The following is a 24,979-nucleotide window of genomic DNA, read 5'->3' as shown; positions in this document are numbered from 1 at the left end:
TTTGCATAGGCCTTCATCAAGCACTCATGCCGAACTCTGCCCCGTCACTGCCTCGCTCGTTATTGACCCGCAGAATCTTCGGCGATCTCGCGCACGCGGTGTGGCGCTATCGCGGACAAACAGTCGCCGCGATGGCGTTGATGATCGCCGCGCGGCTGGCAACGGTGCTGATGCCGCTGACGCTCAAGCACATCGTCGATGAACTCGGCCACCCGCTCGAACATGCGTTATTTCCGGTTTTTCTGGTGCTCGCGTATGCGCTGCTGCGGTTTTTCGGCGATGCGCTGAACGAGGCGCGCGACGTGGTGTTCAGTGGGGTCGTGCAGCGTACAGTCGCGGCGTTGACCGAGCGGACCTTCGCGCATCTGCACAAGCTCAGCGCGCGCTTTCACGCGGGCCGCGAGACCGGCGCGATCGTGCGCGACGTGCAGAAAGGCGCCGACGGGATCGGCTTTCTGCTCGGCACAGCGCTCTTCACGATCGTGCCGACCGTGTTCGAGATCGCGGTGATCGTCGGCATCATGGTTCACAACTACGCGCGCGAATTCATGCTCGCGATCGCGGCGACCTGCGTCGTGTATGCGGTCTATACGTACGTTTTCACCCGCCGGCGCGTCGCGTTCCAGCGCGCGGTGAACCAGCTCGAAGCGCAATCGGACGGCCGGCTGGTCGATAGCCTGTTGAATTACGACACGGTCAAGTACTTCGCGACCGAAGAAAGCGAAACCGGCCGGCTCGGCGACGTACTGGAAAAATGGGTCCATGCGCGCATCGCCAATCAGAAGGCGTTGACCGCGCTGCACGTCGGCCAGAGCGCGGTGATCGCGCTCGGCGTCGCCGCGGTGATGCTGCTCGCCGCGCAGCACGTGATGGCGGGCACGATGAGCGTCGGCGATCTGATCCTGGTGAACGCGTATCTGATCCAGATCTGCATGCCGCTGAACACGCTCGGCTTCGTGTTTCGCGAGACCAACGACGCGCTCGTCAACGTCGAACGAATGTTCGTGATTCTGGCCGCGCGCGGCCGCACCGGCGAGGACATCGACGCGCGCGACGCGCAGCCTTTGACGGTCACGCAGGGCAGGATCGAGTTCGAGCACGTCGACTTCGGCTACGACGCCGCGCGCCGGGTGCTGCGCGATGTCAATTTCCAGGTGCATCCGGGCAATACGCTCGCGGTGGTCGGCGGCAGCGGCTCCGGCAAATCGACGCTCGTGAAGCTGCTGTTCCGGCTGTATCGGCCGGAACACGGCGCGATCCGCATCGACGGCCAGGATCTGGCGTCGGTCACGCAGCGCAGTCTGCGCGAGGCGATCGGCATCGTGCCGCAGGATACGGTGCTGTTCAACGAAACGATCGCCTACAACATCGCGTACGGGCGACCGTCGGCGACGCGCGCGGACGTGGTGCGCGCGGCGCGCGCAGCGCAACTGGACGAATTCATCGAGCGCTTGCCCGATCATTACGACACCCGCGTCGGCGAGCGCGGCGTGCGCTTGTCGGGCGGCGAGCGGCAACGTATCGCGATTGCGCGCGCGATCCTGAAGGACCCGCGCATCATCGTGTTCGACGAAGCGACCTCGGCGCTCGACACGCGCTCCGAGCGCGCGATCCAGACCGAACTGACGCGGCTCGCCGAGGGCCGCACGACGATCGTCATCGCGCACCGGCTCAGCACCGTGGTCGACGCGGACTGGATTCTCGTGATGGAGCACGGCCATCTCGTCGAGCAGGGGATGCATTGCGAGCTACTCGCGCGCGACGGCGTGTACGCGAAGATGTGGTCGCTGCAATGGCAGCAGGGCGAACTGGAGCACGCGCAGCGCCGGCTGACCGCGCAATCGGTGAGCATCAGCGCGCTGACGGCCGGCGTGATCGATGCGCTGCACGACGAGATCGCCGCGCGCGGCGTGGTGCTGTACGCGGAGCCGACCGAAAAGGAATTGCGCGTGACCGGCGACCCGGGCGTATTGCAGCCGCTGATCGCGGAGCTGTGCCGCGATGAGATCGAGCAGGCGAGTGCCGGCCAGCGGATCGCGCTGCGCGCGGAGCGGCACGGCAATCATGCGTGGGTCAGCGTGCATGGGATGGCGGGCCGGCCGGCCGAGTTGTCGCTGGCCGCCGCGCGGCAGATGGAACGCGCGCTCGCGGCGGCGGGCGGCAGCTTTTCGCTGATGCCGCTGCAAGGACGGCTCGCATATGTGGCGATGCTGCCGTTGCGCACGGTGGCCGATGTGGGACCGCCGGCGCCCACTGCGGCTGAGTATGGCGCGTCGCGAACGGAGCCGGTCGCCGCGCCGCTCGACGGGGTGTTCGTGATGGCGATCGACGATCAGGAGGAAGCGCGCGATGCGCTCGAAGCGGTGTTGAGCATGAGCGGCGCGCGGGTGGCGCTGTTTGCTTCGGGGAACGAAGCACTCGACTGGCTGCGCGCGCACGATGCGGCGCAATGGCCGCGGGTGCTGCTGTGCGACATCGTGCTGGCCGATGAGGACGGTTATCAGGTGCTGCGGGCGTTGCGCGAGCTGGAAGCGGCGCGGCCGTCGCTGGTGGGCGGGCGTTTGCCGGCGATCGCGGTGACCGGCTACACCGGGGCGGTGGATTCGCGGCGGTCGCAAAGCGCCGGGTTCGATGCGCATTTGCACAAGCCGGTGTCGCCGGATGAGTTGATCGCGGCGATACGGCGGTTGGCGGGTGGCGACTCGGGCGCGGATGCAACCCAAGAGTGTTACGAGTAGCCACAAGCGGGGGGCGCGAACCCTGGCGATATACGATCCCTCCCGCGACGCGCGACAAGATCAGGTTTGCGCGTCGACGTTGTGAGGGGCGCGTCGAGCCTCGGCTTGCGCTTGCGCCGCGACGTTCGCCTCGGCATTGCGTGCCGCGACCTCGACTTCCCGCTCCGCTACCCGTACCCGTTCCCGCATATTCAGCACCCGCGCCGGCACGACCCGGCGTCGCCTGAACGCCCACCCCAGTCCGCGCACTAGCTCGATTCCATCGCGCACCACCGTGCGCTCCTGCGCGAACATCCTGACCGCGTGCAGCGTCGCGCTCGTCGCTTCGCGCGCCGGCAATCGCAGCCACGCGGTCCACGCCGCATTACGCGCGAGCATGCGCCGCCGCAGCGCACTATCGCGTGCCGGAGACGGATGATGATGCACGGTCAACTGATCGCAATAGACGATCGCATGACCGGGCGCGAGCACATCGAGCGACACGAGCGCTTCTTCGCCGCCGATAAAAAGCCGCGATTCATAGCCGCCCACCTCGCGAAACAACGCGGTGCGAAACACGCATGCGCCGGCCATATAACCGATCAGCGCGGGCCCCGGTAGCTCATCGCTAACTAGAGGGCTCGCGCGCATCGCCACGCAGGTCGGATCGGTCGCATTGTTTCCGCCGACTGCGACGCGTGCGTTCAGCACGCCGACCCGCGGCCACGCATCGAGCAGTTGCACCGCGCGTTCGAGCGAGCCGGGCGCCCACCAGGTGTCGTCGTCGCAGAACGCTACGTAATCGGTCTCAACACACGCTGCCGCATGATTGCGCCCGGCCGCGCCGAGATTGCCGCCGCATTGGACTACGCGCACTTCGGGAAACGACGCATTAACGCGCGCAACCGTGTTGTCGGTCGAACCGTTATCGGCGACGAAAATTGGCGGATTATCGGGCAGTGCGAGAAGACGTGCGAGCGTGGCGAGCAATTCATCGACGCGGTTATAAGTGAGCACGACGATGGAAATGCGCGGCTTAGCGGGTTTTCTATCCATGTTATGAGTTCGCTTCAGCGGACGGGCAGCGACGGCTCAGCAAGCGTTATGCCCCGCACACGCAGGCAGTCTGCTTTGGCCGCGACGCGCAGCTGCCAGTAGCGCTCTTCCGAATAGAGGTTCGCGCGGCCGTGGGGGCCGAACGCGCGCATCTGACTGCGATAGCTCTCCACCGCGGCGCGTTTGACGCGCACATCCTGCTGCGCGCTGAAAAAATCTGACCTATCCGGTGCGTCAGCGAGAACGCCGCGGCGCACGAGATCGCACAAACGCTGCTGCACGGTGCCGGCCATATGGCGATAGGGCACGTCTTCATACGCGAGCAAGCTAATCGCGCGAGCGCGTTCCAGCAGATTCAGACAGGCCTCGGACACCAGCAGATGATCCGAATGAAACAGGCCCAGCGGCATCATTAGATGGGTCGGCTCGATCTCGGAGACGGTTTGTTCCAGCGCAGCAGACAGAGTGGCCAGTTCCGGCGTCGCATCGTATTGCGCGTCGCAAAACGGCAAATGCACCGCGCGCGAGCCGAGCGCCGCGATCGCTTCGAGGTCTTCCGCCTTGCGCGCGTGCATCGCTTCGAAGGCATCGGCAAAGCCGGATTGCCGGTCCCAGTCGGTCGTGATGTTTTGCGCGGGCGGCGCGGTGAACACGGTGCAAACGGTCGTGCCCGGGTGCGCCGCCAGCAACAGGCCGCAACTGAGCACCGCATCGTCGAGATGCGGCGAGACAACGAGCAGGCGTGGATTTTTCGATGTCATGCGGGGCGACCACGGTTGGCGATGAATGCACGGAAGTGCGCAGACGGAACGCTCACTCGTAGCGATTCCGGTTGGCGGGGCCGAGCAAGCACTGTTCCGCGCGGCGTGCGGTGCGCGAAGTTGCGTAGGTACATCGCTTGCTGACCCAGCGGTTCAACCCCTGTCTCGCCCGCACGGCGAATCGCCGATGCACCCACCGCCATGAGCCCAACGTCCAAACCGCCCCCTCACGTCCGCACCGTGGAAGTTCGCCGCGGGCAAGTGACCGAACCGATGTCGCGTGACGCGTTTCGCGAGCGCTTCATCGCCCGTTTCTACGATCCGGCGTTTCGTCAGGAAGGCGAAGCGCTCGCGCGGCTCGAAGCGATCGCATGGGACGCGTACTCGCACGGGCGTAAATCGCCGCTCAACGCCAAAGCCGGTCCCGGCTTCGCGGACCCGGACTACGACCTGTCGGTCGAATGGCGCGCGGCGAGCGAGCGCATCAAGGCGGCCGAAGCGAAGCAGCGCGATCCGGCGAGCTGCTCGCGGGTGCTGATCGTCAACGCATCGTCGCGAAACGACTATACGTGCCCGAGCGAGATGTCGAAGAGTTTCCGGCTCGCGAAGATCGCGCAGCAGGCGCTGGAGCGACGCGCCTATGAGGTCGATTTTCTCGACCTGTCGCTTCTGACTTCGGATCGCGACCTGCACATCCATCCGTGCAAGGGCTGCGTATCGACTGCGATGCCGCTGTGTCACTGGCCATGCAGCTGCTATCCGAATCATTCGCTCGGTCTGGTCAACGACTGGATGAATGAGATCTACGAGCGTTTCGCCGCCTGTCACGGCGTAATGTTCGTCACGCCGGTCTACTGGTACCAGGTGGCGAGTCCGCTGAAGCTGCTGATGGACCGTCTCGTCTGCGCGGACGGCGGCAACCCCGATCCGACGTCGACGCACGGCAAGGATGCCGAAGCGGCGAAACGGCTCGAACTCGCGGGCTGGGACTATCCAAAGCATCTGGCCGGCCGCGCGTACGGCGTGGTCGTGCACGGCGACGTGGCCGGCATCGAAAGCACGCGGCGCGCGCTGTCCGACTGGCTCGACTGGATGGGTTTCATCGAGTCCGGCGCGAAGTCGCGGCTCGATCGTTTTATCGGCTATTACGAGCCGTATGCGACGAGCCACGAGACGTTCGATCGCGACGAGGACATGCAGCGGGAAGTCGCGAACGTGGCTGAGGCGGTCGCGAATTGCGTGGAGCAGGTTCGGGACGGCAGGAAAGAGCCCGACACGGAACTCCACGCGCCCCGCCCCAAATGACCGAGCCGGTGAAGCGCGCATTAAGTCCGCGAAATGAGCAACCAGAAGAAGGACCACGCATGACAAAGGATGCAGCGACCAGCCCGCTTACCGAACGCCAGCGCCTTGGCGGCTGGCTGCCGAGCGGCGAAGCGCACCTCGCGCGCTACCGCACCGATCTCGCGAAAAAAGCCCGCGAGCGCGCCGGCCAGGCGCCGCGCACCCGCGCGGTCGAAGAACTCGCGGCGCTGATCGACGGCGACCCGGTGCTGCGCATGGACCTGACGCGCGCGATCGGGCAGGCGCGCGATGCCGGCTACGTGCTCGGCTACGCGTCGATCGGCGAACTGATGACGATCGTCGACTACCTGATGACCTACGCGCCGCCGTTCAGTGAATCCGATCTGATTCACTGCCCGCTGAACGCGCTGCTCGACTGGCCGATGTGCATGCCGTCCGGTTACGCGTTATTCCGCGATCCCGCGCTGAACGGCCGACTGAAGCACGTGCTGAACTGCTGGTGCGGTTTCCTGAGCGGGCCGCATTCGCGCACGCATCTGAACACCGCGCCGCCCGATGGCTGGTTCAGCCCGCAGGCCGACCAGCACATCGGTCTCGCGCAATTCGTTTGCAATCCTGATAAACCGTATTGGGGCTTTACGTCGTGGAACGATTTCTTTACGCGGCGCTTTCGTCCGGGCGCGCGACCGGTCGAAGAACCGGATAACCCGAAGCTGATCGTCAGCGCGTGCGAGTCGACGCCGTACAACGTCGAGCATGGCATCAAGCTGCGTGACACGTTCTGGATCAAGTCTCAGCCGTATTCGCTGCAGGACATGCTGACGCCGCGCCAGCAGGAACTGGCGCGACGTTTCGAAGGCGGTTCGATCTACCAGGCGTATCTGAGCGCGTTCAACTATCACCGCTGGCACGCGCCGGTGAGCGGAAAGATCGTGTGTGCGTACGGGGTGGACGGCAGCTATTACTCGACCGCCGATAGCGAAGGGGAGGACCCGAGCGGGCTGAACGATTCGCAGGGCTATATCACCGCACTGGCCGCGCGCGCAGTGATCGTGATCGAAGCCGACGATCCGGCGCTCGGCCAGCTGGCCTGCGTGTTCGTCGGAATGGCGGACGTGTCGTCGTGCATGATCGAGGCGCTCCCCGGTCAGCATGTGCGCAAAGGCGACGAACTCGGCTTTTTCCAGTACGGCGGCTCGACCTGGTGCCTGCTGTTCGAGCCGGGTGTCGCGCAGCGCTTCGTAGTCGAACCGTTCGAGAAACCGCCGACCCTCAAGGTCAACGCGGCGCTCGCGAGAATTGTCCCACGCTGACCGGCCGCGCCGCCGCGCCGCCGGTCAGCCCGTAAGGGCAAGACCGGAGCGCGCCGTTCACCGTCGCACCCGCGCGAAGATACTCAGCAAATCCTCGAGCACCACCGGCTTCTTCAGATACGCATCGAAACCGGAAGCTTCAGCCGCATTGATATCGGCCTGCTGCCCGAAGCCGCTGACGGCGATACACGTCACCGCTTCCATTCCCGGCATGCCGCGCAGCTTGCCGATGAACTCGATGCCGTCCATCCCCGGCATGCCGATATCCGACAGAATCACGTCCGGCGCATTGCCGTTGATTACCGTCAGCGCTTCGTCGCCGCTGGTCGCGGTGCGGACCTCGGCGCCTTCGGTTTCGAGCAGCAGCCTGAAGGTTTCGACGGTCGCCGAGTCGTCGTCGACCATCAGGATGCGCAGCCCTTTCAGCGAGTCCTCGACAATTTCCGTTCCCGCATTCGCATGCATCACGGTGCGGTGGGTAGGCAGCGTGACGGTGAAGGTCGCGCCCCGGCCCAGTCCATCCGACTCCGCGCGCACCGCGCCGCCATGAAGATTGACGAGATCGCGCACCAGCGCGAGGCCGATGCCGAGACCGGCGCGACGCGTGCCCGGATCGCGGCTTTGCTGGAACATGTCGAAGATGTGCGGCAGCAGCGAAGACTCGATGCCGGTACCGGTATCCGTCACGCGCAGCACTGCTTCGTCATGGTCGTTGACCTGCAGCGACACCTCGATCGAACCGTGCTGGGTGAATTTCAGCGCATTACTGATCAGATTCCAGACGATCTGCTCGATTCGCGTGAGGTCCGCATGCAGGATCACTGGCGTGTCGGCCATCGCGGCGTGCCACGCGATGCCGCGCTGCGCGGCGTCTTCCTGCACCGCGCTGCACACGCGCTGCACGATGTCGCGCATGTCGACCACGGTGCGCACCACCGACAACTTGCCGGTCCGCAACCGCGAAATGTCGAGCAGGTCGTCGATGATCTGCGCCTGGCCGATGACGGTACGGCGGATCGTATCGGTCGCGCGCGACACGTTCAGGTTCTGGCGCGTCTCGGGCGAACGCGGGATCAGCTCGGCGCTCGCCGAAATCAGGTTCAGCGGATGCTTGAGCTCGTGCGACACCACCGCGACGAATTCGTCGAAGGTCGTCCGAAGCTTAACCACAGTTCGCCATTGTGGGTGTCCGCGGTGTTCAACCTCCGGACTGTTACAACGCCTGATTTGCTAGGAGAACCGGCGCTGGAGGGTGTCCACAGCGACGGCGTCGAACACACTATGACAACACTGCTCGGCCACGCGAATATGTCGCCGGACAGCGCGGAGACGTATAGCTGCGGCTTCGTGGGCATTTCAGGCAGTGCCGCAGTACCGCGAACGCTATGGCAGTGGCAAATGTGCAAATGCAATCACATCGGTAGCTCCCGCGTGCCGCTTTTCTTGTCGGGCTGGAGTTTGTGACTAAAACGGTGTGCCGCGAGTTAGAGATGGATTTTCGGGCGTTCGGACGACGCATCAAATTACGCGTGCGCTTTGCGACAAACTCGATGGCTACCGTAGGGGTGCGCACCACTTCGACTTATCCATCATGCTTGCGTTCAGATTGACCGTCGCGCCCACTGTCCCGCTCGCAGGCGACAACGCCGCAGTGATTTGTCGCCTGGCCGGCGATATATGGTTCAGCGGCAGCAGCGGCAGCGCGAGACCTGGTTATGCGCCGGTCCCGCACCTGCGTTTGCATGTTGCGCCAGACATCACTGGGCGCCCGAGGCAGCCGCGTCGGACGCACCCTTGGCACGGGGATCACTTTTCGCCATTCCGGACTGCGATTTCATGGTGTTCGTCCCCTTGGAAGACGATGTCGAGCCTGTCGTTCCGCCGGTGTTGGGCGCGCTCACACCGGCCCCGCCCTTGCCCGCGCCATTGGCGCCGCCAGCCCCGCCACCGCCAGCGCTGGTTCCGCCGTTACCGCCACCGCCGCCAGCGCCCTGCGCTAGCGCGGTCCCAACCGACGCGAGCACCAATACTGAATACAACGCTGCTTTCTTTACTGCGCTCATGATTGCCTCCCTCAATGATGCGAACGCCAAGCCGGGTTGAACCGCAGCCTGCCGTTAGCGACATGCGATCGTCAGATGTCCGTAGGTGGTAAATCTCCCATGTTGCGTGCCGGCGTCCAGTAGGGGTCGCGGTTGTAGTACTGATGAACCGTGGTGCCCCATGTGGAATCTGTCATCGATGGCCACTGATCCTTGTCAAAGCCCGGGTCGTCCTTGATGCGTTGAGCTTCGATGCTGACACGGAAACACTTCGCGTCGGTATCCAGCGTGAGGGCGTTCCACGGGATCGCGTGCAGGTTCGTGCCCATACCCAGGAAGCCGCCTTCGGACAGTACGGCATAGGCAACCCTGCCGCTGCGCACGTCGAGCATGATGTCCGAAATCTTGCCGACATCTTCTCCGTCCGATGAAATAACCTGTGTGCCGTCGAGCGTCGCCGCGGCCATGACGTCCGGTCCGGGACCGTCACCGGTGCCACTGCCGACAATGTCCGCACCGCCGGTTGCCGAAGCGGTGCCTTGCGGGTCCAATATGCTCATGATGTCCTCCACTTGTAATGGTGCAGTCGTCTATCCGCAACGGATATGCCCGCCGTTCACGCGCGAGCGCTGTCCCGGACAAATGGCATCTCTCCTGTACGAGCAGACCGGAACACCGTGCGGATGACCATGCAGCGCGCCCTCGCCGACGCAACGGTGATTTCGCGGAGCATGGCAGCGAGTGCCGGTAGGTACACGGCTTGCGAAACTCGAGTGCTCCTTTCAATCGTGTCATGCCATGTCTACCGTTCTGCTCGTCGACGATGACCTCGAAAACCGATGGGCGCTACAACTCGCGTTGGAGAGCCGGGGGCACCACGTCGTGCTTGCGGAGAATGGACGGGACGCACTGCAGAAGGCGGCCGCAGACTTTCCGGCGCTGGTTGTCACCGATCTGCAGATGCCGGAAATGGACGGCGAGGAGCTTTGCCATCGCTTGAGGAGCCGAGCCGGATTGTCCGACATACCGGTAGTCCTGCTGTCGGCTATGCAGGAGCCTAGGGAAGGAGGCCGCTACTGGACTGCGTTCCTGCAAAAGCCCGTCTCAGTAGAGTTACTGCTGGACACAGTGGAGTCGTTCATTGCGGCACGCCTGACATACACGCGGATGTCGCGCGCCTCGGAACACCACACCGCAGCGCGCTGGCAAGCTATCGACTCGCGATGCTGGCCGTGATGCCTACGCCCAGGCCTGCGGGCGAACTCGCACAGGCGGTTAGCAGCGGTGTTATTTGCGAACGCCAGACACCGTAACGCCCGCTACAGGCAGCACTTGCAAAAAAATGCATTAAAAATCTGGAACAACTACGTCGGCGTCGGGTATCAACCGATCTTCGTACAGCGTTTAATTGACAAAATTCCGCGAAAATAACCGCCCTACGAAAGTAGGGCGTCGTTAGGCTCGTGGCGTTCGACACTACTACTTCCGCTCGGCGGGCTCAGTGATTTGACCTGACCCAAGGTCAGCGCCCGTGGTCGGGTCAATGCTGGTATCCGAAGCCGTCCGCGCGGCCATCGCACTCAGAACCTCCACCTCGGCGTTCGAAATGTGCACAGTTGCCAGCCCGTCGCCACCATCCACAGCGGGTTCGGGAGTCTCGACAAATTCCCACTCGGGACCTTCGTTCCACGGACCTCGCGGCGAGTCATCACCCTGCGACATGTTGTAGTAGACGTTAGTGAATTCCGGGACACCGGGAAGCTTGCCTTGTGGAAAGTTCGGTTGAATCGAGTGGAGCGCTTTTTCGAAGGATTTCTGATGGGCAATCTCACGTGTCATCAGAAAACCGAGCGCTTCCGAAATGCCGGGGTCGTCAGTCACATTCATCAGCCTTTCGTAGACAATCTTGGCGCGCGCCTCGGCAGCGATGTTCGATCGGAGGTCCGCCGTCGGGTCGCCAATGGTGTCAATATAGGCCGCGCTCCAGGGGATCCCCGCCGAGTTCGTCAGGGCAGGGCCCCCCCCGTATAACAGCGCTGTCGTGTGCGAATCGTTACCTCCGCCCGTCAGCGAACGATACAGCTCGGCTTCCGCCTCCACTGCCTCTGCGAGCTGTCCTTTCGCACTCTTGTTCAACATCGCCACGATCGAGCCGATTATTTCGAGGTGGCTCAACTCTTCGGTGGCGATGTCGAACAGCAGGTCTTTGCGGCCTGGGTCGTCTTCGCCGACGGCCTGAGTGAAATATCTGCAGGCCGCGGCAAGTTCACCTTGCGGGCCGCCAAACTGTTCGAGAAGGAGGTTTGCGAGACCTGGATTGGGTGCGGCAACGCGGACGGTATATTGAAGCCGCTTGTTGTGCATGAACATGTCATTTCTCCATGGAAGGCCGGACAACCGGTTGCCGTCTGGCAGCGGGCACCGCCATGGCAGCCGGAGGTCAAGCTATACGGAAACCGGACAGCGGCCAGATACAGATTGATTGCCGCACCCGACATGGGCGCCCGGGTCTCAGAGCGAGGGTGCTCTGGCGGATGTGCGGCATTAGCCGCGGGTGGAAAACGAGCTACGTGTGGGTACGCGCATGGGGCGTTCCTGAAGCAAGCCGCCTCGCTACCTGCTCGGAGCGGTGACAACCGCATCCCGGCCTGGTATGCTGTACGTAATGGCACAGGTGTTGTCAACGGCGCGGCCGGTCGTATCGATCACGGGGGCGAAGGACGCCCATCGTCGCGCGGGGTGTCCGCGCGTTTGCCATGCCGTGCCGCGGCGGGAGCGGCTTCCTTGATGTCGACGAGCCACGGCGGGCCATGTCCCGCGCAGCCCGTCGTCGAGGTTCAGCAACACCGCGTAGCGGTGCCTGCGGAGTGAACTGCTTCCTTTGACCCAATACGCAGCATCGAGTACTTCCATTTCTCCGGTCGGGCGGGTTTGCCGATTAGCGCCGGGCCAACAGCGCGCGCTGATTCGCTCCCAAACAGGCGGACGTTGTCGATGGTCTGACGGTTCATTTGCCGACACGACCGGTGCAGCGCTTTTTCCATTGATCTTCACGACCGAAGGGCGTTGCGCCGGCCGGATCGCATCGCTGCGGCTGTTGTCGAGGGCCTGCTCGTAACCGTCGACGAGCGCATCGATCATGCTGCTAATGATCACGACGGGCGAGTCCGCGCTGCGTGCGGCGGTGTTCAGCGATAGTCGCAGCAGAGTGTGAACCGGATTGCCGATTCACACTCTGATTCAGATCGCGGATCTGTACCGCGACGTTGCAGTCGGCGTCCGCAATCGGCCCGAGGTTGCCAAGATGACAGTCGACGCCGATCGATACCGCCGGACATTCGGGTGGCACGACCTGGCTGGCTATCGAGCCACGCGTAGAAGCGCGCCGCGCTGCCGCGAAGATAAGCATGTGCAGAACGCGCCATCGTCTTCGCGCGACATGCGACGAGGCGCGGTTGCCGTTCGTCGGGCCACGGGACGCGGGCGCTGTTTGCGTGCTTGCTCGTCGGGATGCTTGCAGTGAATAGCCGGCTCGGGAGCGGAACAGTCCTCTGCTTCGAAGCAAAATCAGGACTCGCCAGACTGTGGACGCAGATTGCGCGCGAGCTCGCCGATGAAGCTTGCCCACACGGGAGATCGGGGGGAGGCTGCGAAAAGGCGCACGTGGCGCGGTGTTGGGCGCCGGGGAATACGGTTTGCGAGGGTTTCGCTCGCTTCGCGCACCGCGCCTTGGCGATCTCGCGTAGCCGCGGCATTTCCCTTCGGCACGCCCACGTAACGTTCAGGGAGAACACATGGACAAGGACCTGGAAGCTCGCATGAGGACGCGCGCGTATCACATCCGGGAAGACGATCCATCGTCGGAAGGCAGGACCGACACTCACTGGGAAGAAGCGCGCCGGCAAATCGAGGCTGAAGGCGACGGCGCGGCGCCCGAGCCGACCGACCAATCCATCGACCGCGACCGCGGCGTGCGCATCGCGCCCGAACAGCGATCGCCCGCGACGCCGGGCGGGGATGCGGAGCCGCCGCGGCATTGGCGCCGCGCACCAAGCGGCAGCGGACGAAGTGATGGGGCAGGGGGCCGCGGGTGCAGCGGTTGCGTTTCAGGCGTTGTGCTGCTGCACGCTCCGCTGATCGCGCCGATGCTGCAGCGTGTATCTCGCGTGGGCACCGCGACGGCGCGAGCGGTGCGCCGACTGCGACGTCCTAGCTTTCCGATGCCGGCGGCGCGACCGGCAACGCGCGCTTGTGACACGTCGCCATGTAGAAGCGGCGAATCGTTGTCAGTACTTCCTCACTGACCTGTTTGCCTTCAAGGAAGTCGTCGATGTTCTCATAGCTGATCCCGTAACTGTCCTCGTCGGGCTTTTGCGGTGTCAGCGATTCGAGGTCCGCGGTCGGCACCTTGTTGACGAGCCGATTTTGCGCGCCGAGCGCCTGCGCGAGCGCGCGGACCCGGCGCTTGGTCAGGCCGGCGAGCGGCAGGATGTCCGCGCCGCCATCGCCATATTTCGTGAAAAAGCCCATCAGCGATTCGGCCGCGTGGTCGGTGCCGATCACCGCGCCGACCCGCGCGCCGGCGATCGCGTATTGCGCGACCATCCGCTGGCGCGCCTTGACGTTGCCGAGCACGAAGTCTTCCTGAAAGTCGTCGACGTACTGCGCCTTGCCGCGCTTGAGCGCGAACAGCATCGCATCCGCCGGATCCTTGACGTTGACCGTCAGCGTTTCGTCCGGACGGATGAATTCGAGCGCGGCTTCGGCATCGGCTTCGTCGCGCTGAGTGCCGTATGGCAATCGCACCGCGACGAACTTCGCCTCGTAGCCGCGGGCGCGCAGCCGTTCGACCGACAGTTGCGCGAGCCGGCCGGCGGTCGATGAATCGACGCCGCCGCTGATGCCCAGCACGTAGGTGCGCAAGCCCTGCGACGAGAGATAGTCGCCGAGAAACGCGACGCGTCGCTCGCGTTCGTGATCGACGTCGAAGTCGTGCGCGACGCCGAGTTCGCGAATCACTTCCTGTTGCCACGCGTGAGTATCGAGTGAGGAGAGCAGGTTCATCGTGCGGTTTCCGGATGGTGTTCCCGCTCGGCGAGCGGGAGTTGATCGAAATAGTGCGCGACGAGCGACAGCGCGTAGAGCGCCGCCTGCGAACGCACGTCGTTTCTGTCGCCGGCGAAGCGGCGCGTTTCGCTGAAGGTCTTCAGCGCGTTGCCGTCGCGCAGCCGGAACGACCACGCGAAGCATTGCGTGCCCGGCGGCGGTTCGTCGCCGGCGCCCCCGTTCGGGCCGCTGTCGGCAAGGCCGGTGTTGGATACCGCGATGTCGGCGTTGCAGCCGTCCTGACCCAACGCGCCTTCGGCCATCTCGCGCGCGACTGCTTCGCTGGTGAGCCCGCAGCGCTCCATCGTGCTGTGCCGCACGCCCAGAAAGCCGGCCTTGCCCGACGGCGAGTAGCTGACGAAGCCGACGTCCAGACACGCGCCGCTGCCCGGCACGCCCGCGAGATTCGACGCAATCAGGCCGCCGGTACAGGACTCGGCGGTGGCGAGCTTCAGTGCGCGTGAGTTCAGAAAGGACACGACCTGTTCGGGGATGTTCATCGCTTGGCCTCCGGGTCGAAATGTTCAGGATAGCGAGCAAATATCGGTCCGCGTCGTCGGCGACGGCAACGTTGAGCACGGCCGGTCCGGCGGCATGTGCGTTGCTCAACCGATTGCTCGTACCTGACCATCGTCACACCTGGCGGCCCTTGCCAAGGGCCCATCACCTGTGGAGCACGACATGAGAGCCCTTTGTTGGCACGGCAAGAAAGATGTTCGCGTGGATAACGTTCCGGATCCGGTCATCGAGCATCCGCGCGATGCGATCGTCAAGGTGTCGAGCTGCGCGATCTGCGGCTCGGACCTGCATCTGTTCGACGGCTTCATGCCGTCGATGAAATCGGGCGATATTCTCGGCCACGAATTCATGGGCGAGGTGGTCGAGGTCGGGCCCGGCAACTCGCGGCTGAAGATCGGTGACCGGGTGGTGGTGCCGTTTACGATCGCGTGCGGCGAGTGCGATCAGTGCCGGCGCGGTTTCTATTCGGTCTGCGAGCGGTCCAATCGCAACAAGGAAATGGCCGACAAGGTATTCGGTCACGCCACCGCGGGACTGTTCGGCTATTCGCATCTGACCGGGGGTTATCCGGGCGGGCAGGCCGAATACGTGCGAGTGCCGTTCGCGGACTTCACGCCGGTGAAGGTGCCGGACGGACTCACCGACGAACAGGTGCTGTTTCTCGGCGACATTCTGCCGACCGGCTGGCAAGCGGCGGTCCAATGCGAGATCGAGCCGACCGATACGGTGGTGGTGTGGGGCGCGGGGCCGGTCGGGCAATTCGCGATTCGCAGCGCGATCTTGCTCGGCGCGAAACAGGTCGTCGTGATCGACAACGTGCCCGAGCGACTCGCGATGGCGGTGCAGGCCGGCGCAATCGCGATCAACTTCGATGACGAGAGCGTGCTGGAGCGGCTAAAAGAACTCACGAAGGGCAAGGGGCCGGAAAAGTGCATCGACGCGGTCGGGATGGAATCGCACGCAACGCGCTCTTTCGATGCGCTCTACGATCGTGCGAAGCAGGCGATGATGCTCGAGACCGATCGGCCTCATGTGCTGCGCGAGATGATGTATGTGTGCCGGCCGGCTGGGGTGTTGTCGATTCCGGGCGTGTATGGCGGACTGATCGACAAGATTCCGTTCGGCGCGGCGATGAACAAGGGGCTGACGTTTCGGATGGGGCAGACGCATGTGAACCGCTGGACCGATGATCTGCTCAAGCGGATTCAGGAAGGGCAGATCGATCCTTCGGTGGTGATCACGCATACGGTGCCGCTGGAGAAGGGCCCGGAGATGTATCGCGTGTTCCGGGATAAGGAGGATGGGTGTGTGAAGGTGGTTTTGAAGCCGTAGATGCGATCGGACTGTTTCTTTTGGGTGGGTTATCGGCGCTTGATGCGCCGCGGTGGGCAAGCGCCCAACCGCGAAAATAAACGCACGAGGTCTGTTGCGCAGTCAGGATCCGGCGCTTCGTTATCGGGCTCGTCAAACGGTGGCCCGTTTGCTCGTTGGCCCGGCTGCTGTTTGCCGACGTGTTTCGATTTGATCGACCTCCAGCGCGCGGAGGCAGCGTGCTGGACCGCTTCGGGCACGGACCGTGCTGCATTGCACAACGAATCCCTTCCCGCAGCCTGTCGGTAAGAAAGCTCGGTTAGCCGTTAGTGCAAAGCTTGGAGCCGTCATGATGCGGTCTGAAATCGTCTGGCCACCGCCGCCCACCCTTCACGTGTTTGAGCAGGAGGGGGGCTGGCATTGGGGAATCACCGTAGCGCGCAGCCGCGAGGCGGGAGGATTCAGGGTAGTCGCTTTCAGTTCACAGGTCTTTACGAAAGAATGCGATGCACGCGAGGATGGCGCTGTCGCGTTGGCTTGCAGAGAACCCGGCGCGGAGAAGCATTAGCACGAATAAGCCGCAGGGGTGCGGGAAGGCGCGAAGACGGCCGATGGCTAATGTCGGGGCTCGATGCGGGCTCAGGTGCGGTTGACTCGGCCCTCACATTGCGTCTGACGTTCTCGCCGGAGACGCGATCCACGTCGAGCGCTCGGGGAGAGTCGCTTGACTTTGCCGAGCCTCGCGGCAGGTTATTGCTCAATGAAGGTGCGCCACTGCGGAAACAGCTCGAAGAAGCTCTCGCTCACATACACCTGGTAAAGAATCTGCGCGTCTGTGCTCACCGCCATGTCCGGTTCGCCAAACGTGGAAAGACCGGGGTCAATGCCGCTAGTACTTGCCCAGGCGGTCAGATCGTCTAGCAGATCGTGCGCTTCGCCGCGCGGCACTCGTAGTTTGATCGGCTTCATCGTACTTCCCCGGATCGCTAGTTTCATCGGTCGAACATCATAAACGAAGCAGATGATGACTTCGCTACTAGCTACCTCCTTGTTGCCTGTCATGCCTGATCCCTTTAACAAACTGGTCGGCCATTTCTTTGTCTGGAGAGGGACAATCCCGCCCTCGCGCGGCAGTTTCTTCCAGGCGTGAGCGTGCGCCTTCGATAGACGTTCATAGTCGATATGTCTTACATCAGGTTATTCCCTGCCAGAGCACCATCTCAAGAAGAGCCAGCACGGTTAGGTTGAAACCGGGACTCTCTTTGCGCACTTGTAATCGCGGCAAAAGCCGCGAGCGTGTCCAGATGTTAGACGGTGCGAGCGCAGGAATGCGTCGGATGGTGAAGGTGGCATGCAGCTTGCGGATGGGCTCTTCGCGGTCGAGGGGCAGCACTCCATGGAGTGCTCAATGGTGGACCTCTGAAAGCGTGACAAACCACCGGTCACCGAACGGAAAATCCGTCCCGCTGCACTGTTCCAATCGAGCTGAAAACATGCGCCTGCTTAATCGACTCGCTGTCTTGATGGTGGCGCCGCTCGCCTCCTGTGTGATCGGACCATCGGGTCCATCTGACGCGGGCTTCGGCGCCTCGCCCGCCATGCCGGCTCCGGGATCGTCGTTGATCCCGATGGTCAACATCGCGCCGGTTCAGCCGCGCCCCGAAGGCTTTACGCCCACCGCTCCCGCCGGCTTTCTCGTCACTGAGTTTGCCAGGGACCTTGCGCACCCGCGCTGGCTTTACACGCTGCCCAACGGCGACGTCCTGGCAGCCGAAGCCGACGCGCCGAAGGAGCACGATGAAGGCAGCGGCCTGTCCGGCTGGATCAGAAAGCAGGTCATGAAGCGCGCGGGCGCGGGTGTGCCGAGCCCCGACCGCATCGTGCTGTTGCGCGACGTGAACGACAGCGGAGTCGCGACGACCCGGACCGTCTTTTTGCAGCACCTGCACTCTCCGTTCGGGATGGTACTGATTAAAAATCAACTCTATGTCGCCGATACGGATGCGCTGCTGCGCTTTGACTATGTGACGGGCGCCACGCAGATCACAAGCCCCGGCGTCAAGGTGGCCGACCTGCCGGCCGGCTCGATCAACCACCACTGGACCAAAAATATCCTCGCCGATCGTTCGGGCAAGCACCTGTACATCACGGTCGGATCGAACAGCAACGCAGCAGAGAACGGCGTCGACGCGGAAGAAGGGCGAGCCCGAATTCTCGAGTTCGACGTGGACAGCGGCCGTTTGCGGCCGTATGCGACAGGGTTACGTAACCCCAATGGACTCTCGTGGCAACCGGACAGCGGCGCATTGTGGGTAGCGGTCAACGAGCGCGACGACCTCGGCAACAACCTGGTGCCGGATTACATGACGGCCGTGAAAGACGGGGCATTCTACGGTTTTCCATACAGCTACTATGGTCAGCACGTCGACGCCCGCGTCAAACCGCAACGCCCCGACATGGTTGCAAAGGCTATCGCGGCGGACTATGCACTCGGCAATCACACGGCTTCGCTCGGTCTGGTGTTCTACGACCGGACGCTGTTCCCGCCTCATTATCGAGGGGGCGCTTTCGTTGGACAGCACGGATCATGGAATCGCAAGCCGCGGGCCGGCTACAAGGTCGTGTTCGTGCCATTCGTCGCCGGCCAACCGGCTGGCTCACCTGAAGACTTCCTGAACGGTTTTCTGACGCCAGACGGCCACGCCCTGGGTCGTCCCGTTGGCGTCGCACTGGACGCACATGGAGCGCTGCTCGTGGCTGACGACGTCGGTAACGCTGTTTGGCGAATAGCGCCGCGTAACGACGGCAAGCCTGCCGACATCGCGCCGGCAGGAAAATGATATAGACAGGGTGCCTGGCCGCTGGCGAATTCACTGCCGTCTCATCGCCCCAAAGTGCGCCATTGTTCGGCGCAGCGCCGGGAAGCTGCTGCGTATTGTTTCCAGTGGTCGTGCTGATGTTTCTCGCACTCGATGCGACGGCGTCGCAGAAAGACGCGCATATGGTCACCAGCGGCAGACACAAGGTTCATTCGCTCTGGGCGGTCTCGCGACGCTCGCCGCTGTGGGCGGTCCGACTGTGTCGCGTCCCATGACGCGCTCGCGCGATGCCGAGATTCATTGCGGTGGTCGGTCTTCGTCGTATTCGATCCGTACTCCTTTCGGTAACCAGGGCTCCTTGTGGCGGCACCAGAGTTCATAGGTTGGCTCGTAGACACCTACACGGTCGAAAGCTCCGAGCGGCACGTCCAGTTCGCCGCTGTCGACGTATTCCATGAATGCAACCGAGCCGCATGTGGCGCAGAAATGCCGCCGCCCGCGAGGAGAACTCTGCCACACTCGAGTAGGCCCCGAAAATTGCACGGCGCTACGCTCGAACATCGCATAACCGCCGAACGCGCTGCCATGAATCCGCCGGCACGTCATGCAGTGGCAAATCGATACGCGTCGCGGCGCGCCGGTCACGCGAAAGCGTATCGCGCCGCACGCACATCCACCTGTTTCTTCGCCTGTCTCCTGGTTCGTGTCCACGATGACTCCTGGTTGCAATTCGGTTTGAATGCGTGGCTTGCCAGTCAAACCTTAGGGGGTTCTCTCGTGGTGATGGCGAGCACACGTTGTACCCGCCGAGATTCGTTTGGCGCCCTTCGGGTCGAGACGGCCGGCAACGGTGCCGCCGGCTGGCGGCATGCTTCATGCGCAACGCGTGAGCGAACCAGGAAGACTCCGTTCATGCAAAACATCGCGCGCCGCGCATCACACCTGCTTGTGCTGTCACTTCCATTGGCAGCGATGGACGTTCCGGTCGTTGCGACGGTGGCCATCGATACCTTCACACTTGGCCGCCTGGGGCCGGCGCCGGTCGCGGCGATTGGTCTGGGCGCCGCAATCTTCCTGTTCATTGCTCGATTTGCGTCAGCGTCATCTCGTCGGTCGGACACGAAGCCGCTTATCGGTCCATATTTTCTTGGACTGATTTACGTTGTTAACCCGAGGCTTTCGCGGTACTCGATGGGGCTGAGGAAGCCAAGGGAGCCCTTGATCCGTTTCTCGTTGTACCAGCGAACGTAGGTGCTCGTGAATCCATGTTAGATGCGGCTATCGAGACCGTGACCGGGACGATGAGACGCCCATCGTGCATTCCGATCGGGGTGGCCACTACCGTTGGCCTGGCTGGCTATCGCGGGTTGCAAAAGCTAATCTGGTCCGATCCATGTCGTGTTAAGCCTGTTCACCGGACAACGCGGCCCTGTGAGGGATTCTTCGGCAGGCTGAAGACTGAGATGTTCTATCCAGGAGACTGGCGTTCGACGACCATCGCGGAGTTCGTTGAGGTACTGAACGCCTACATTCGCTGATACAACGAGAAACGGATCAAGGGCTCGCTTGGCTATCTCCAGCCCCATCGAGTACCGAGAAAGCCTCGGGCTAACGACGTAAATCAGTCCAGGAAAATGTCCGCATCCCCCGACTGCATGGATGGACGGCGTTACCGCGGTGGGTGTTCCGGCTTTGCGGCGCATGACGAACCACTCGGTAATTGGGGCGATTCAGTGTAGGCATGCCTCAATGGCGAGGTGAACCATTCGATTATCGGATGCTTATGAATAAGCCAGTGACATGCGTACAGCAAACGGACGCTGTGCAAGGACACGGCGGTTTGGCACGCTAACGCGCATAGGAATGCAGCAGTGTGAGCGCTGTTGTCAGCACGATCGTCAACACGACAACGTAGCACGCGGCAATTGCGACGCCCGCAAGATGCGCGGCGAGCGCCGTGCCTGGCGCTATCGGTCGCTCGCACGCGTCATGGGCCTGGCGAGACCGCTGGTCTTTCATGCGGCAATTCCCGTATCGAGGGTGTGCGCAAGGGGGTGTGCGAGATGCAGAATTTCCCACGCCGTCCCCGCATGTTTGCCGCGAGGTTCCTCTTCGGAAAGTAGAACACGCGTGAGCGTCCAGCGCTGTGTGTCAAGACTGACGACCGAGGCGAATACGCGTTGCCGCATTGCGGCTTCACGATTTTGAGCGATTTCGCGCGCGAGCGTGGCATTCAGATCGGCATCGTCAGGAATGGCGAACGTTTCCCGATACACGAATCGAGCGCTCGACGACGGGCCTCGGCGCGCGTCCAACGCGCCTTCGACGTAAATCGGTGCGCGTCCGAAGCTCTTCGTCACGTTCAGGTAGCTCCCCTTGGTGATGAATTCGCTGAACGCTGCGTCATGTCGCCAGAGATAGAGCGAAGCGTAGTTGTTCTCCGCGGCGCCGTAGTGACCTGACTCGCGCAACAAGAAAGCCTTGAAGTAGAGATCGGGCGCCGCGTCCCACAGTGCGCCGCGCTGGCGGGCGCGCGTGTGGAGAACGCCCGTATCGTAGTCGGCAGGCAGGCGGTGCATGTAGAAGGCGGTCAGCATGATGGCAGGTTCCTTTCGTAGCGGGGACTTGAGCGCAGCCAATACGTGAGAAGATCCTGGCAGTGCGCGTCTCGCCAGACAAGACGACGGCCGAATATTTCAGTGATTGAATTTCAGAATGGATGCGTATGAAAAGCCTCGACGTGGAAGCCGTGCAGGCATTTGTGCTGGTTGCCGAACTGAAGAGTTTTACTCGCGCGGCGCAGGCATTGGACACCACCCAGTCTTCGGTCAGTCTGAGAATCAAGCGCCTGGAAGAGGGGCTCGGCCGGCGTCTTGTCGAGCGCACGCCGCGGCAGGTGCGCCTGTCGGTGGACGGCGTTGCGTTTCTAGAACCGGCCCGCGCGTTGATTGCCGCGCACCGCAGCGCTATCGGCGCATTTGGCAGGACGCGATGCAGGTTCGTGATCGGTATCAGTCATCACATCGCGGGTGCTCAACTCCCGTTTCTGCTAAGACGCGTGAGCGACGCCCATCCCGATGTGCTGGTGGAGTTGCGCATCGCTGCGTCGAGAGATGTGCTCGATGCGTTCGACGAAGGTAAGCTCGATGCGGCCATTGTTCTGCAGCACGACAACCGGCGTCTTGACGGCGAGACGCTCTTCACTGAATCGTTCGGATGGGTTGCCGCGCGCGATTTCGAGCATGATCCGGCGCAGCCTATGAGGCTGGCGACGCAACCTGAACCTTGCAGCGTGCGCAGGATGGCGATCGACGCGCTCGACGAAGCCGGTATCGCGTGGACGGAAGTTTTTTTGGGCGGCGGTGTGGCGACGATCGGCGCGGCGGTCTCGGCGGGCGTCGCGGTCGCGGCGCTCGGGCTGCGCGTGGCGCCGGCCGACGTGGTCGACGTGGGCCGGCGCTTCGGATTGCCGCCGTTGCCTGCGCGTGACGTCGTTTTGTACACTGCGGAAACCGATGCTCAGGCAAGGCGACTTTTCCGCAGCGTCGCGGAGGCAATCGGCTCGACGGTATCGGGTAGTAGCGCAATTGAAGCGTGACAGCGTACCAGTCAGTACGGTCGAGACCGTATGCGCAAGACCGCCATCTGTCGCAATCGCCGCCAACTCTCTAGCTTGACAGGTTTCCTGCACACGATAAACCTGACAGCCCTCCCAGTTGGACGTCATATTGGCGTGGGAACTGAAAATCCTTGGCCTGGTCAGGCAGCAGCCCAGCATCTCCCAGTGGACAGATCCCACCTCGCTCCCATGCTCCAGCCCATGGGGTCTCCTGGAAATACGTCCTCAGTTTCCACACGGTCTCGTCTATGTCTGATGTCCCTTGTTTCCCTGTCAGCAGTTTTGGGATGGCCTGTTTCTGGCGAAGCAGGCGCGAAACATCCGGCGCTGCCCAATTTCCGGGGGATATTTTCTGGGAATGCGAAATAGAGATAAAAAACAAGGATTTGCGACATATTCAAAATTTGCATAAGTATTCGGGAAACAATTGGTAGGGTGGCGAGGAGCCCCTTCATACACTGACAGGCGTCGGGCGATTGCTGATTTTCCAGCAGGTGTTGCTCAAGCAACATCGTTTCGCCCATGTGCCGCTGGCCATCTCGTGGCAGAACCCGTGCGCGACGAGCGCCGTCACGTTAGCGAGAGGCGGATGCGGCATCACTTACCGGGTGCCTGTGTCATGTCTTCTGTCATTAATCTGGTTGTCGTGAGCGGCAGCCCCTTTCGTCCCTCGCGCACCGATGTCGTGCTGGGCGCGCTAGCCACTGGACTTGAACAGGTACTACCGGTTCGCACCAGGGTGATCGCGCTAGCCGACATCGCCACGGATATTGGCGCGGCGCTGTCGCGCGAACACCTCTCAGGCGATGTCGAAGAAGCGCTGCGTGCGATCGAGCAGGCCGACGTCTTGCTGGTCGGCGCTCCGGTGTACCGCGGCTCGATTCCCGGATTGTTCAAGCATTTGTTCGACCTGATCGGCATCGACGCGCTTGCCGGAAAGCCTGTGTTCATCGCAGCAACTGGCGGAAGCCAGCGGCATGCGTTGGTGGTGGATCATCAACTGCGGCCCTTGTTCAGCTTCTTCCAGTCGCTGGTCTTGCCGACGGGCGTCTATGCCACGCCGGACGATTTCACAGATTACGACATCACAGATGCCGCGCTGAAGTCGCGGATCGAGCTGGTCGTCGGTCAGGCTTTGCCTGTGATCCAGGGACTGTTTCCCGCCGCTTGTTTTCGCACGACCGGGCCACTCGCCGCCTAATGCACGAGGATCGACCGCTCATGTCCGCACAAATCGATTTTTTGCCATCGTCGCATGCGCACCTGGTGCGCGAACTGACGCAGGGTTTCGCTTCAAGCGCCATCGAACGCGATCAGACGGGCGGCACGCCCAAAGCCGAACGCGACTCAATCCGGGGTAGCGGTCTACTCGCGCTGTCCATTCCGCGCCAGTACGGTGGCCAGGGCGCGAGTTGGGAGGCGACGCTGGATGTGGTCCGAGCCTTTGCGCGGGCCGACAGCTCGATCGCACACGTGTTCGGCTTTCATCATCTATTGCTGGCGACCGTTCGTCAGTTCGGGCGTCCGGACCAGTGGGAGCCGTGGTTCGAGCAGACCGCGCAGAAGAACTGGTTCTGGGGCAATGCGCTCAATCCGCTCGATACGCGGACGCTGGTCCAGCAGTTCGGCGACTGGTACGAGTTCTCGGGGAAAAAGAGCTTTTGCTCGGGTGCGCTGGATTCGGAAATGCTGGTGGCGTCCGGCCTGCATGCGCAAAGCGGCAAGTTACTGATCGGTGCGATACCGACCTCGCGCACCGGCGTCACGCTATACCACGACTGGAACTGCTTCGGTCAGCGCCAGACGGACAGCGGTAGCGCGTTGTTCGAGAAGGTGCGCGTGGAAGAAAGCGAGTTGCTGCTCGACCCCGGCCCGCTGAGTACGCCGTTTGCGTGTCTGCGCCCTTTGCTCGCCCAGTTGATCTTCGTCCATATGTTTCTCGGCATCGCCGAGGGAGCATTCGAGGAGGCGAAGCACTACACGCTGAACGAATCCCGCCCCTGGTTCAAGTCGCCGGCGAAAGAGGCCAGCAAAGATCCCCATACGCTGCGCCATTACGGCGAGTTCTGGGTGGGTCTGGAAAGCGTGCGGCTGCTGCTTCAGCAGGCAGTCCGTCGCTTCGACGACGCCTGGGCTCGCGGCGAGGCAGTTGACGAGGCGGCGCGTGGCCGCGTGGCTGTGGCGATCGCGACAGCCAAAGTGGCTGCGACGCGCAACGGCCTCGATCTCAGCAGCCGGCTGTTCGATGTGGCTGGCGCGCGCGCAACGCACGGCGCGTTACGGCTCGACCGCTTCTGGCGCAACCTGCGCACGCAGACGCTGCACGATCCGGTCGATTACAAACTGCAGGAACTGGGCGATTGGGCAGTGAACGACACATTGCCAGAACCCTCGTTTTATTCGTGAGCGTT

General features: G+C 62.9%; 24 protein-coding genes and 2 pseudogenes. 11 read left to right on the top strand and 15 right to left on the bottom strand.

The window, feature by feature from the left end; all coding sequences use genetic code 11:
- The first annotated feature begins 26 nt into the window (after window positions 1-26).
- Complete coding sequence (locus tag BTH42_RS32550; RefSeq protein WP_075305277.1) at window positions 27-2,738, top strand: ATP-binding cassette domain-containing protein; 2,712 nt, start codon at window positions 27-29, stop codon at window positions 2,736-2,738.
- A 60-nt stretch (window positions 2,739-2,798) separates the two neighbouring features.
- Here the strand turns inward: BTH42_RS32550 and BTH42_RS32545 are convergent, their stop codons facing one another.
- Together BTH42_RS32545 and BTH42_RS32540 are read right to left on the bottom strand one after the other, a co-directional pair.
- Window positions 2,799-3,773 (bottom strand): glycosyltransferase family 2 protein, encoded by a 975-nt coding sequence (locus tag BTH42_RS32545; protein ID WP_075305276.1) that lies wholly within the window; start codon window positions 3,771-3,773, stop codon window positions 2,799-2,801.
- 14 nt (window positions 3,774-3,787) lie between these two features.
- On the bottom strand, window positions 3,788-4,534 hold the full coding sequence (locus tag BTH42_RS32540; RefSeq protein WP_075305275.1) for a PIG-L deacetylase family protein: 747 nt from the start codon (window positions 4,532-4,534) through the stop codon (window positions 3,788-3,790).
- Between the two features lie 273 nt (window positions 4,535-4,807).
- Here BTH42_RS32540 and BTH42_RS32535 point away from each other — a divergent pair, with 273 nt between their 5' ends.
- Both BTH42_RS32535 and BTH42_RS32530 read left to right on the top strand, forming a co-directional pair.
- Window positions 4,808-5,839 (top strand): flavodoxin family protein, encoded by a 1,032-nt coding sequence (locus BTH42_RS32535; protein WP_075305332.1) that lies wholly within the window; start codon window positions 4,808-4,810, stop codon window positions 5,837-5,839.
- Window positions 5,840-5,898: 59 nt separating this feature from the next.
- Window positions 5,899-7,152, top strand: coding sequence for a phosphatidylserine decarboxylase family protein (locus BTH42_RS32530; RefSeq protein WP_075305274.1), 1,254 nt, complete (start codon window positions 5,899-5,901; stop codon window positions 7,150-7,152).
- Window positions 7,153-7,209: 57 nt separating this feature from the next.
- Here the strand turns inward: BTH42_RS32530 and BTH42_RS32525 are convergent, their stop codons facing one another.
- Window positions 7,210-8,322 (bottom strand): ATP-binding protein, encoded by a 1,113-nt coding sequence (locus BTH42_RS32525; protein ID WP_256702486.1) that lies wholly within the window; start codon window positions 8,320-8,322, stop codon window positions 7,210-7,212.
- Here BTH42_RS32525 and BTH42_RS36530 point away from each other — a divergent pair.
- Window positions 8,260-8,616: a 2OG-Fe dioxygenase family protein gene (locus BTH42_RS36530; RefSeq protein WP_083655021.1), complete on the top strand. Its 357-nt coding sequence runs from the start codon at window positions 8,260-8,262 to the stop codon at window positions 8,614-8,616. The genes BTH42_RS32525 and BTH42_RS36530 overlap by 63 nt on opposite strands.
- A 293-nt stretch (window positions 8,617-8,909) precedes the next feature.
- Here the strand turns inward: BTH42_RS36530 and BTH42_RS32515 are convergent, their stop codons facing one another.
- Window positions 8,910-9,215, bottom strand: a complete 306-nt coding sequence (locus BTH42_RS32515) for a hypothetical protein (protein WP_075305331.1) — start codon at window positions 9,213-9,215, stop codon at window positions 8,910-8,912.
- A 71-nt stretch (window positions 9,216-9,286) separates the two neighbouring features.
- A complete protein-coding gene (locus BTH42_RS32510; RefSeq protein WP_075305272.1) occupies window positions 9,287-9,754 on the bottom strand; it encodes a PRC-barrel domain-containing protein in 468 nt (155 codons plus the stop codon).
- A gap of 238 nt (window positions 9,755-9,992) precedes the next feature.
- Here BTH42_RS32510 and BTH42_RS32505 point away from each other — a divergent pair, with 238 nt between their 5' ends.
- Complete coding sequence (locus BTH42_RS32505; RefSeq protein ID WP_075305271.1) at window positions 9,993-10,430, top strand: response regulator; 438 nt, start codon at window positions 9,993-9,995, stop codon at window positions 10,428-10,430.
- Between the two features lie 243 nt (window positions 10,431-10,673).
- Here the strand turns inward: BTH42_RS32505 and BTH42_RS32500 are convergent, their stop codons facing one another.
- The 5 genes from BTH42_RS32500 to BTH42_RS32485 form a co-directional block, all read right to left on the bottom strand.
- The gene (locus BTH42_RS32500; protein WP_075305270.1) at window positions 10,674-11,564 is read right to left on the bottom strand and encodes a manganese catalase family protein; all 891 of its coding nucleotides are present in this window, start codon (window positions 11,562-11,564) and stop codon (window positions 10,674-10,676) included.
- 243 nt (window positions 11,565-11,807) lie between these two features.
- Window positions 11,808-12,350 (bottom strand): hypothetical protein, encoded by a 543-nt coding sequence (locus BTH42_RS35210; RefSeq protein WP_143752299.1) that lies wholly within the window; start codon window positions 12,348-12,350, stop codon window positions 11,808-11,810.
- 32 nt (window positions 12,351-12,382) lie between these two features.
- The gene (locus BTH42_RS36525) at window positions 12,383-12,949 is read right to left on the bottom strand and encodes a DUF2252 family protein (RefSeq protein WP_143752298.1); all 567 of its coding nucleotides are present in this window, start codon (window positions 12,947-12,949) and stop codon (window positions 12,383-12,385) included.
- A gap of 454 nt (window positions 12,950-13,403) precedes the next feature.
- Window positions 13,404-14,258 carry an ammonia-dependent NAD(+) synthetase gene (gene nadE / locus BTH42_RS32490; RefSeq protein WP_075305268.1) on the bottom strand — a complete coding sequence of 285 codons (855 nt, stop codon included), beginning with the start codon at window positions 14,256-14,258 and terminating at the stop codon, window positions 13,404-13,406.
- Window positions 14,255-14,800: a CinA family protein gene (locus BTH42_RS32485; RefSeq protein ID WP_075305267.1), complete on the bottom strand. Its 546-nt coding sequence runs from the start codon at window positions 14,798-14,800 to the stop codon at window positions 14,255-14,257. Before BTH42_RS32485 ends, nadE begins: the two co-directional genes overlap by 4 nt.
- A gap of 181 nt (window positions 14,801-14,981) precedes the next feature.
- Between BTH42_RS32485 and BTH42_RS32480 the strand changes: the two genes are divergently transcribed.
- Entirely contained in the window at window positions 14,982-16,151 is a 1,170-nt protein-coding gene (locus BTH42_RS32480; protein WP_075305266.1) for a zinc-dependent alcohol dehydrogenase, read from the top strand.
- A 729-nt stretch (window positions 16,152-16,880) separates the two neighbouring features.
- Here BTH42_RS32480 and BTH42_RS32470 read toward each other — a convergent pair.
- Together BTH42_RS32470 and BTH42_RS35195 are read right to left on the bottom strand one after the other, a co-directional pair.
- The gene (locus tag BTH42_RS32470; protein ID WP_256702484.1) at window positions 16,881-17,192 is read right to left on the bottom strand and encodes a hypothetical protein; all 312 of its coding nucleotides are present in this window, start codon (window positions 17,190-17,192) and stop codon (window positions 16,881-16,883) included.
- A gap of 130 nt (window positions 17,193-17,322) precedes the next feature.
- Window positions 17,323-17,523: a hypothetical protein gene (locus tag BTH42_RS35195; RefSeq protein ID WP_143752296.1), complete on the bottom strand. Its 201-nt coding sequence runs from the start codon at window positions 17,521-17,523 to the stop codon at window positions 17,323-17,325.
- 100 nt (window positions 17,524-17,623) lie between these two features.
- On the opposite strand from BTH42_RS35195, the gene BTH42_RS32465 reads away from it, so the two are divergent.
- Window positions 17,624-18,970 (top strand): sorbosone dehydrogenase family protein, encoded by a 1,347-nt coding sequence (locus BTH42_RS32465; RefSeq protein WP_075305264.1) that lies wholly within the window; start codon window positions 17,624-17,626, stop codon window positions 18,968-18,970.
- Between the two features lie 276 nt (window positions 18,971-19,246).
- On the opposite strand, the gene BTH42_RS32460 is transcribed toward BTH42_RS32465, so the two are convergent.
- Window positions 19,247-19,660 carry a GFA family protein gene (locus tag BTH42_RS32460; RefSeq protein ID WP_075305263.1) on the bottom strand — a complete coding sequence of 138 codons (414 nt, stop codon included), beginning with the start codon at window positions 19,658-19,660 and terminating at the stop codon, window positions 19,247-19,249.
- 446 nt (window positions 19,661-20,106) lie between these two features.
- Window positions 20,107-20,199, bottom strand: a pseudogene (locus BTH42_RS32455) (IS3 family transposase); the annotation flags it as partial.
- 12 nt (window positions 20,200-20,211) lie between these two features.
- Here BTH42_RS32455 and BTH42_RS35190 point away from each other — a divergent pair.
- A pseudogene (locus BTH42_RS35190) lies at window positions 20,212-20,569 on the top strand (transposase); the annotation flags it as partial.
- A gap of 395 nt (window positions 20,570-20,964) precedes the next feature.
- Here BTH42_RS35190 and BTH42_RS32445 read toward each other — a convergent pair.
- Entirely contained in the window at window positions 20,965-21,546 is a 582-nt protein-coding gene (locus BTH42_RS32445) for a DUF4865 family protein (protein WP_075305262.1), read from the bottom strand.
- 128 nt (window positions 21,547-21,674) lie between these two features.
- Here BTH42_RS32445 and BTH42_RS32440 point away from each other — a divergent pair, with 128 nt between their 5' ends.
- The 3 genes from BTH42_RS32440 to BTH42_RS32430 all read left to right on the top strand — a co-directional run bounded on the left by BTH42_RS32440 (window position 21,675) and on the right by BTH42_RS32430 (window position 24,974).
- Window positions 21,675-22,547: a LysR family transcriptional regulator gene (locus tag BTH42_RS32440; RefSeq protein WP_075305261.1), complete on the top strand. Its 873-nt coding sequence runs from the start codon at window positions 21,675-21,677 to the stop codon at window positions 22,545-22,547.
- A gap of 640 nt (window positions 22,548-23,187) precedes the next feature.
- A complete protein-coding gene (gene msuE / locus BTH42_RS32435; RefSeq protein ID WP_075305260.1) occupies window positions 23,188-23,769 on the top strand; it encodes an FMN reductase in 582 nt (193 codons plus the stop codon).
- A 20-nt stretch (window positions 23,770-23,789) separates the two neighbouring features.
- A complete protein-coding gene (locus tag BTH42_RS32430) occupies window positions 23,790-24,974 on the top strand; it encodes an acyl-CoA dehydrogenase family protein (protein ID WP_083655014.1) in 1,185 nt (394 codons plus the stop codon).
- Window positions 24,975-24,979 lie beyond the last annotated feature (5 nt).

It is taken from the genome of Burkholderia sp. SRS-W-2-2016, assembly GCF_001931485.1.
Lineage (GTDB): Bacteria > Pseudomonadota > Gammaproteobacteria > Burkholderiales > Burkholderiaceae > Paraburkholderia.
The sequence above is the reverse complement of the archived record's forward strand: the minus strand, read 5'-3'. Positions and strand labels throughout refer to the sequence as shown.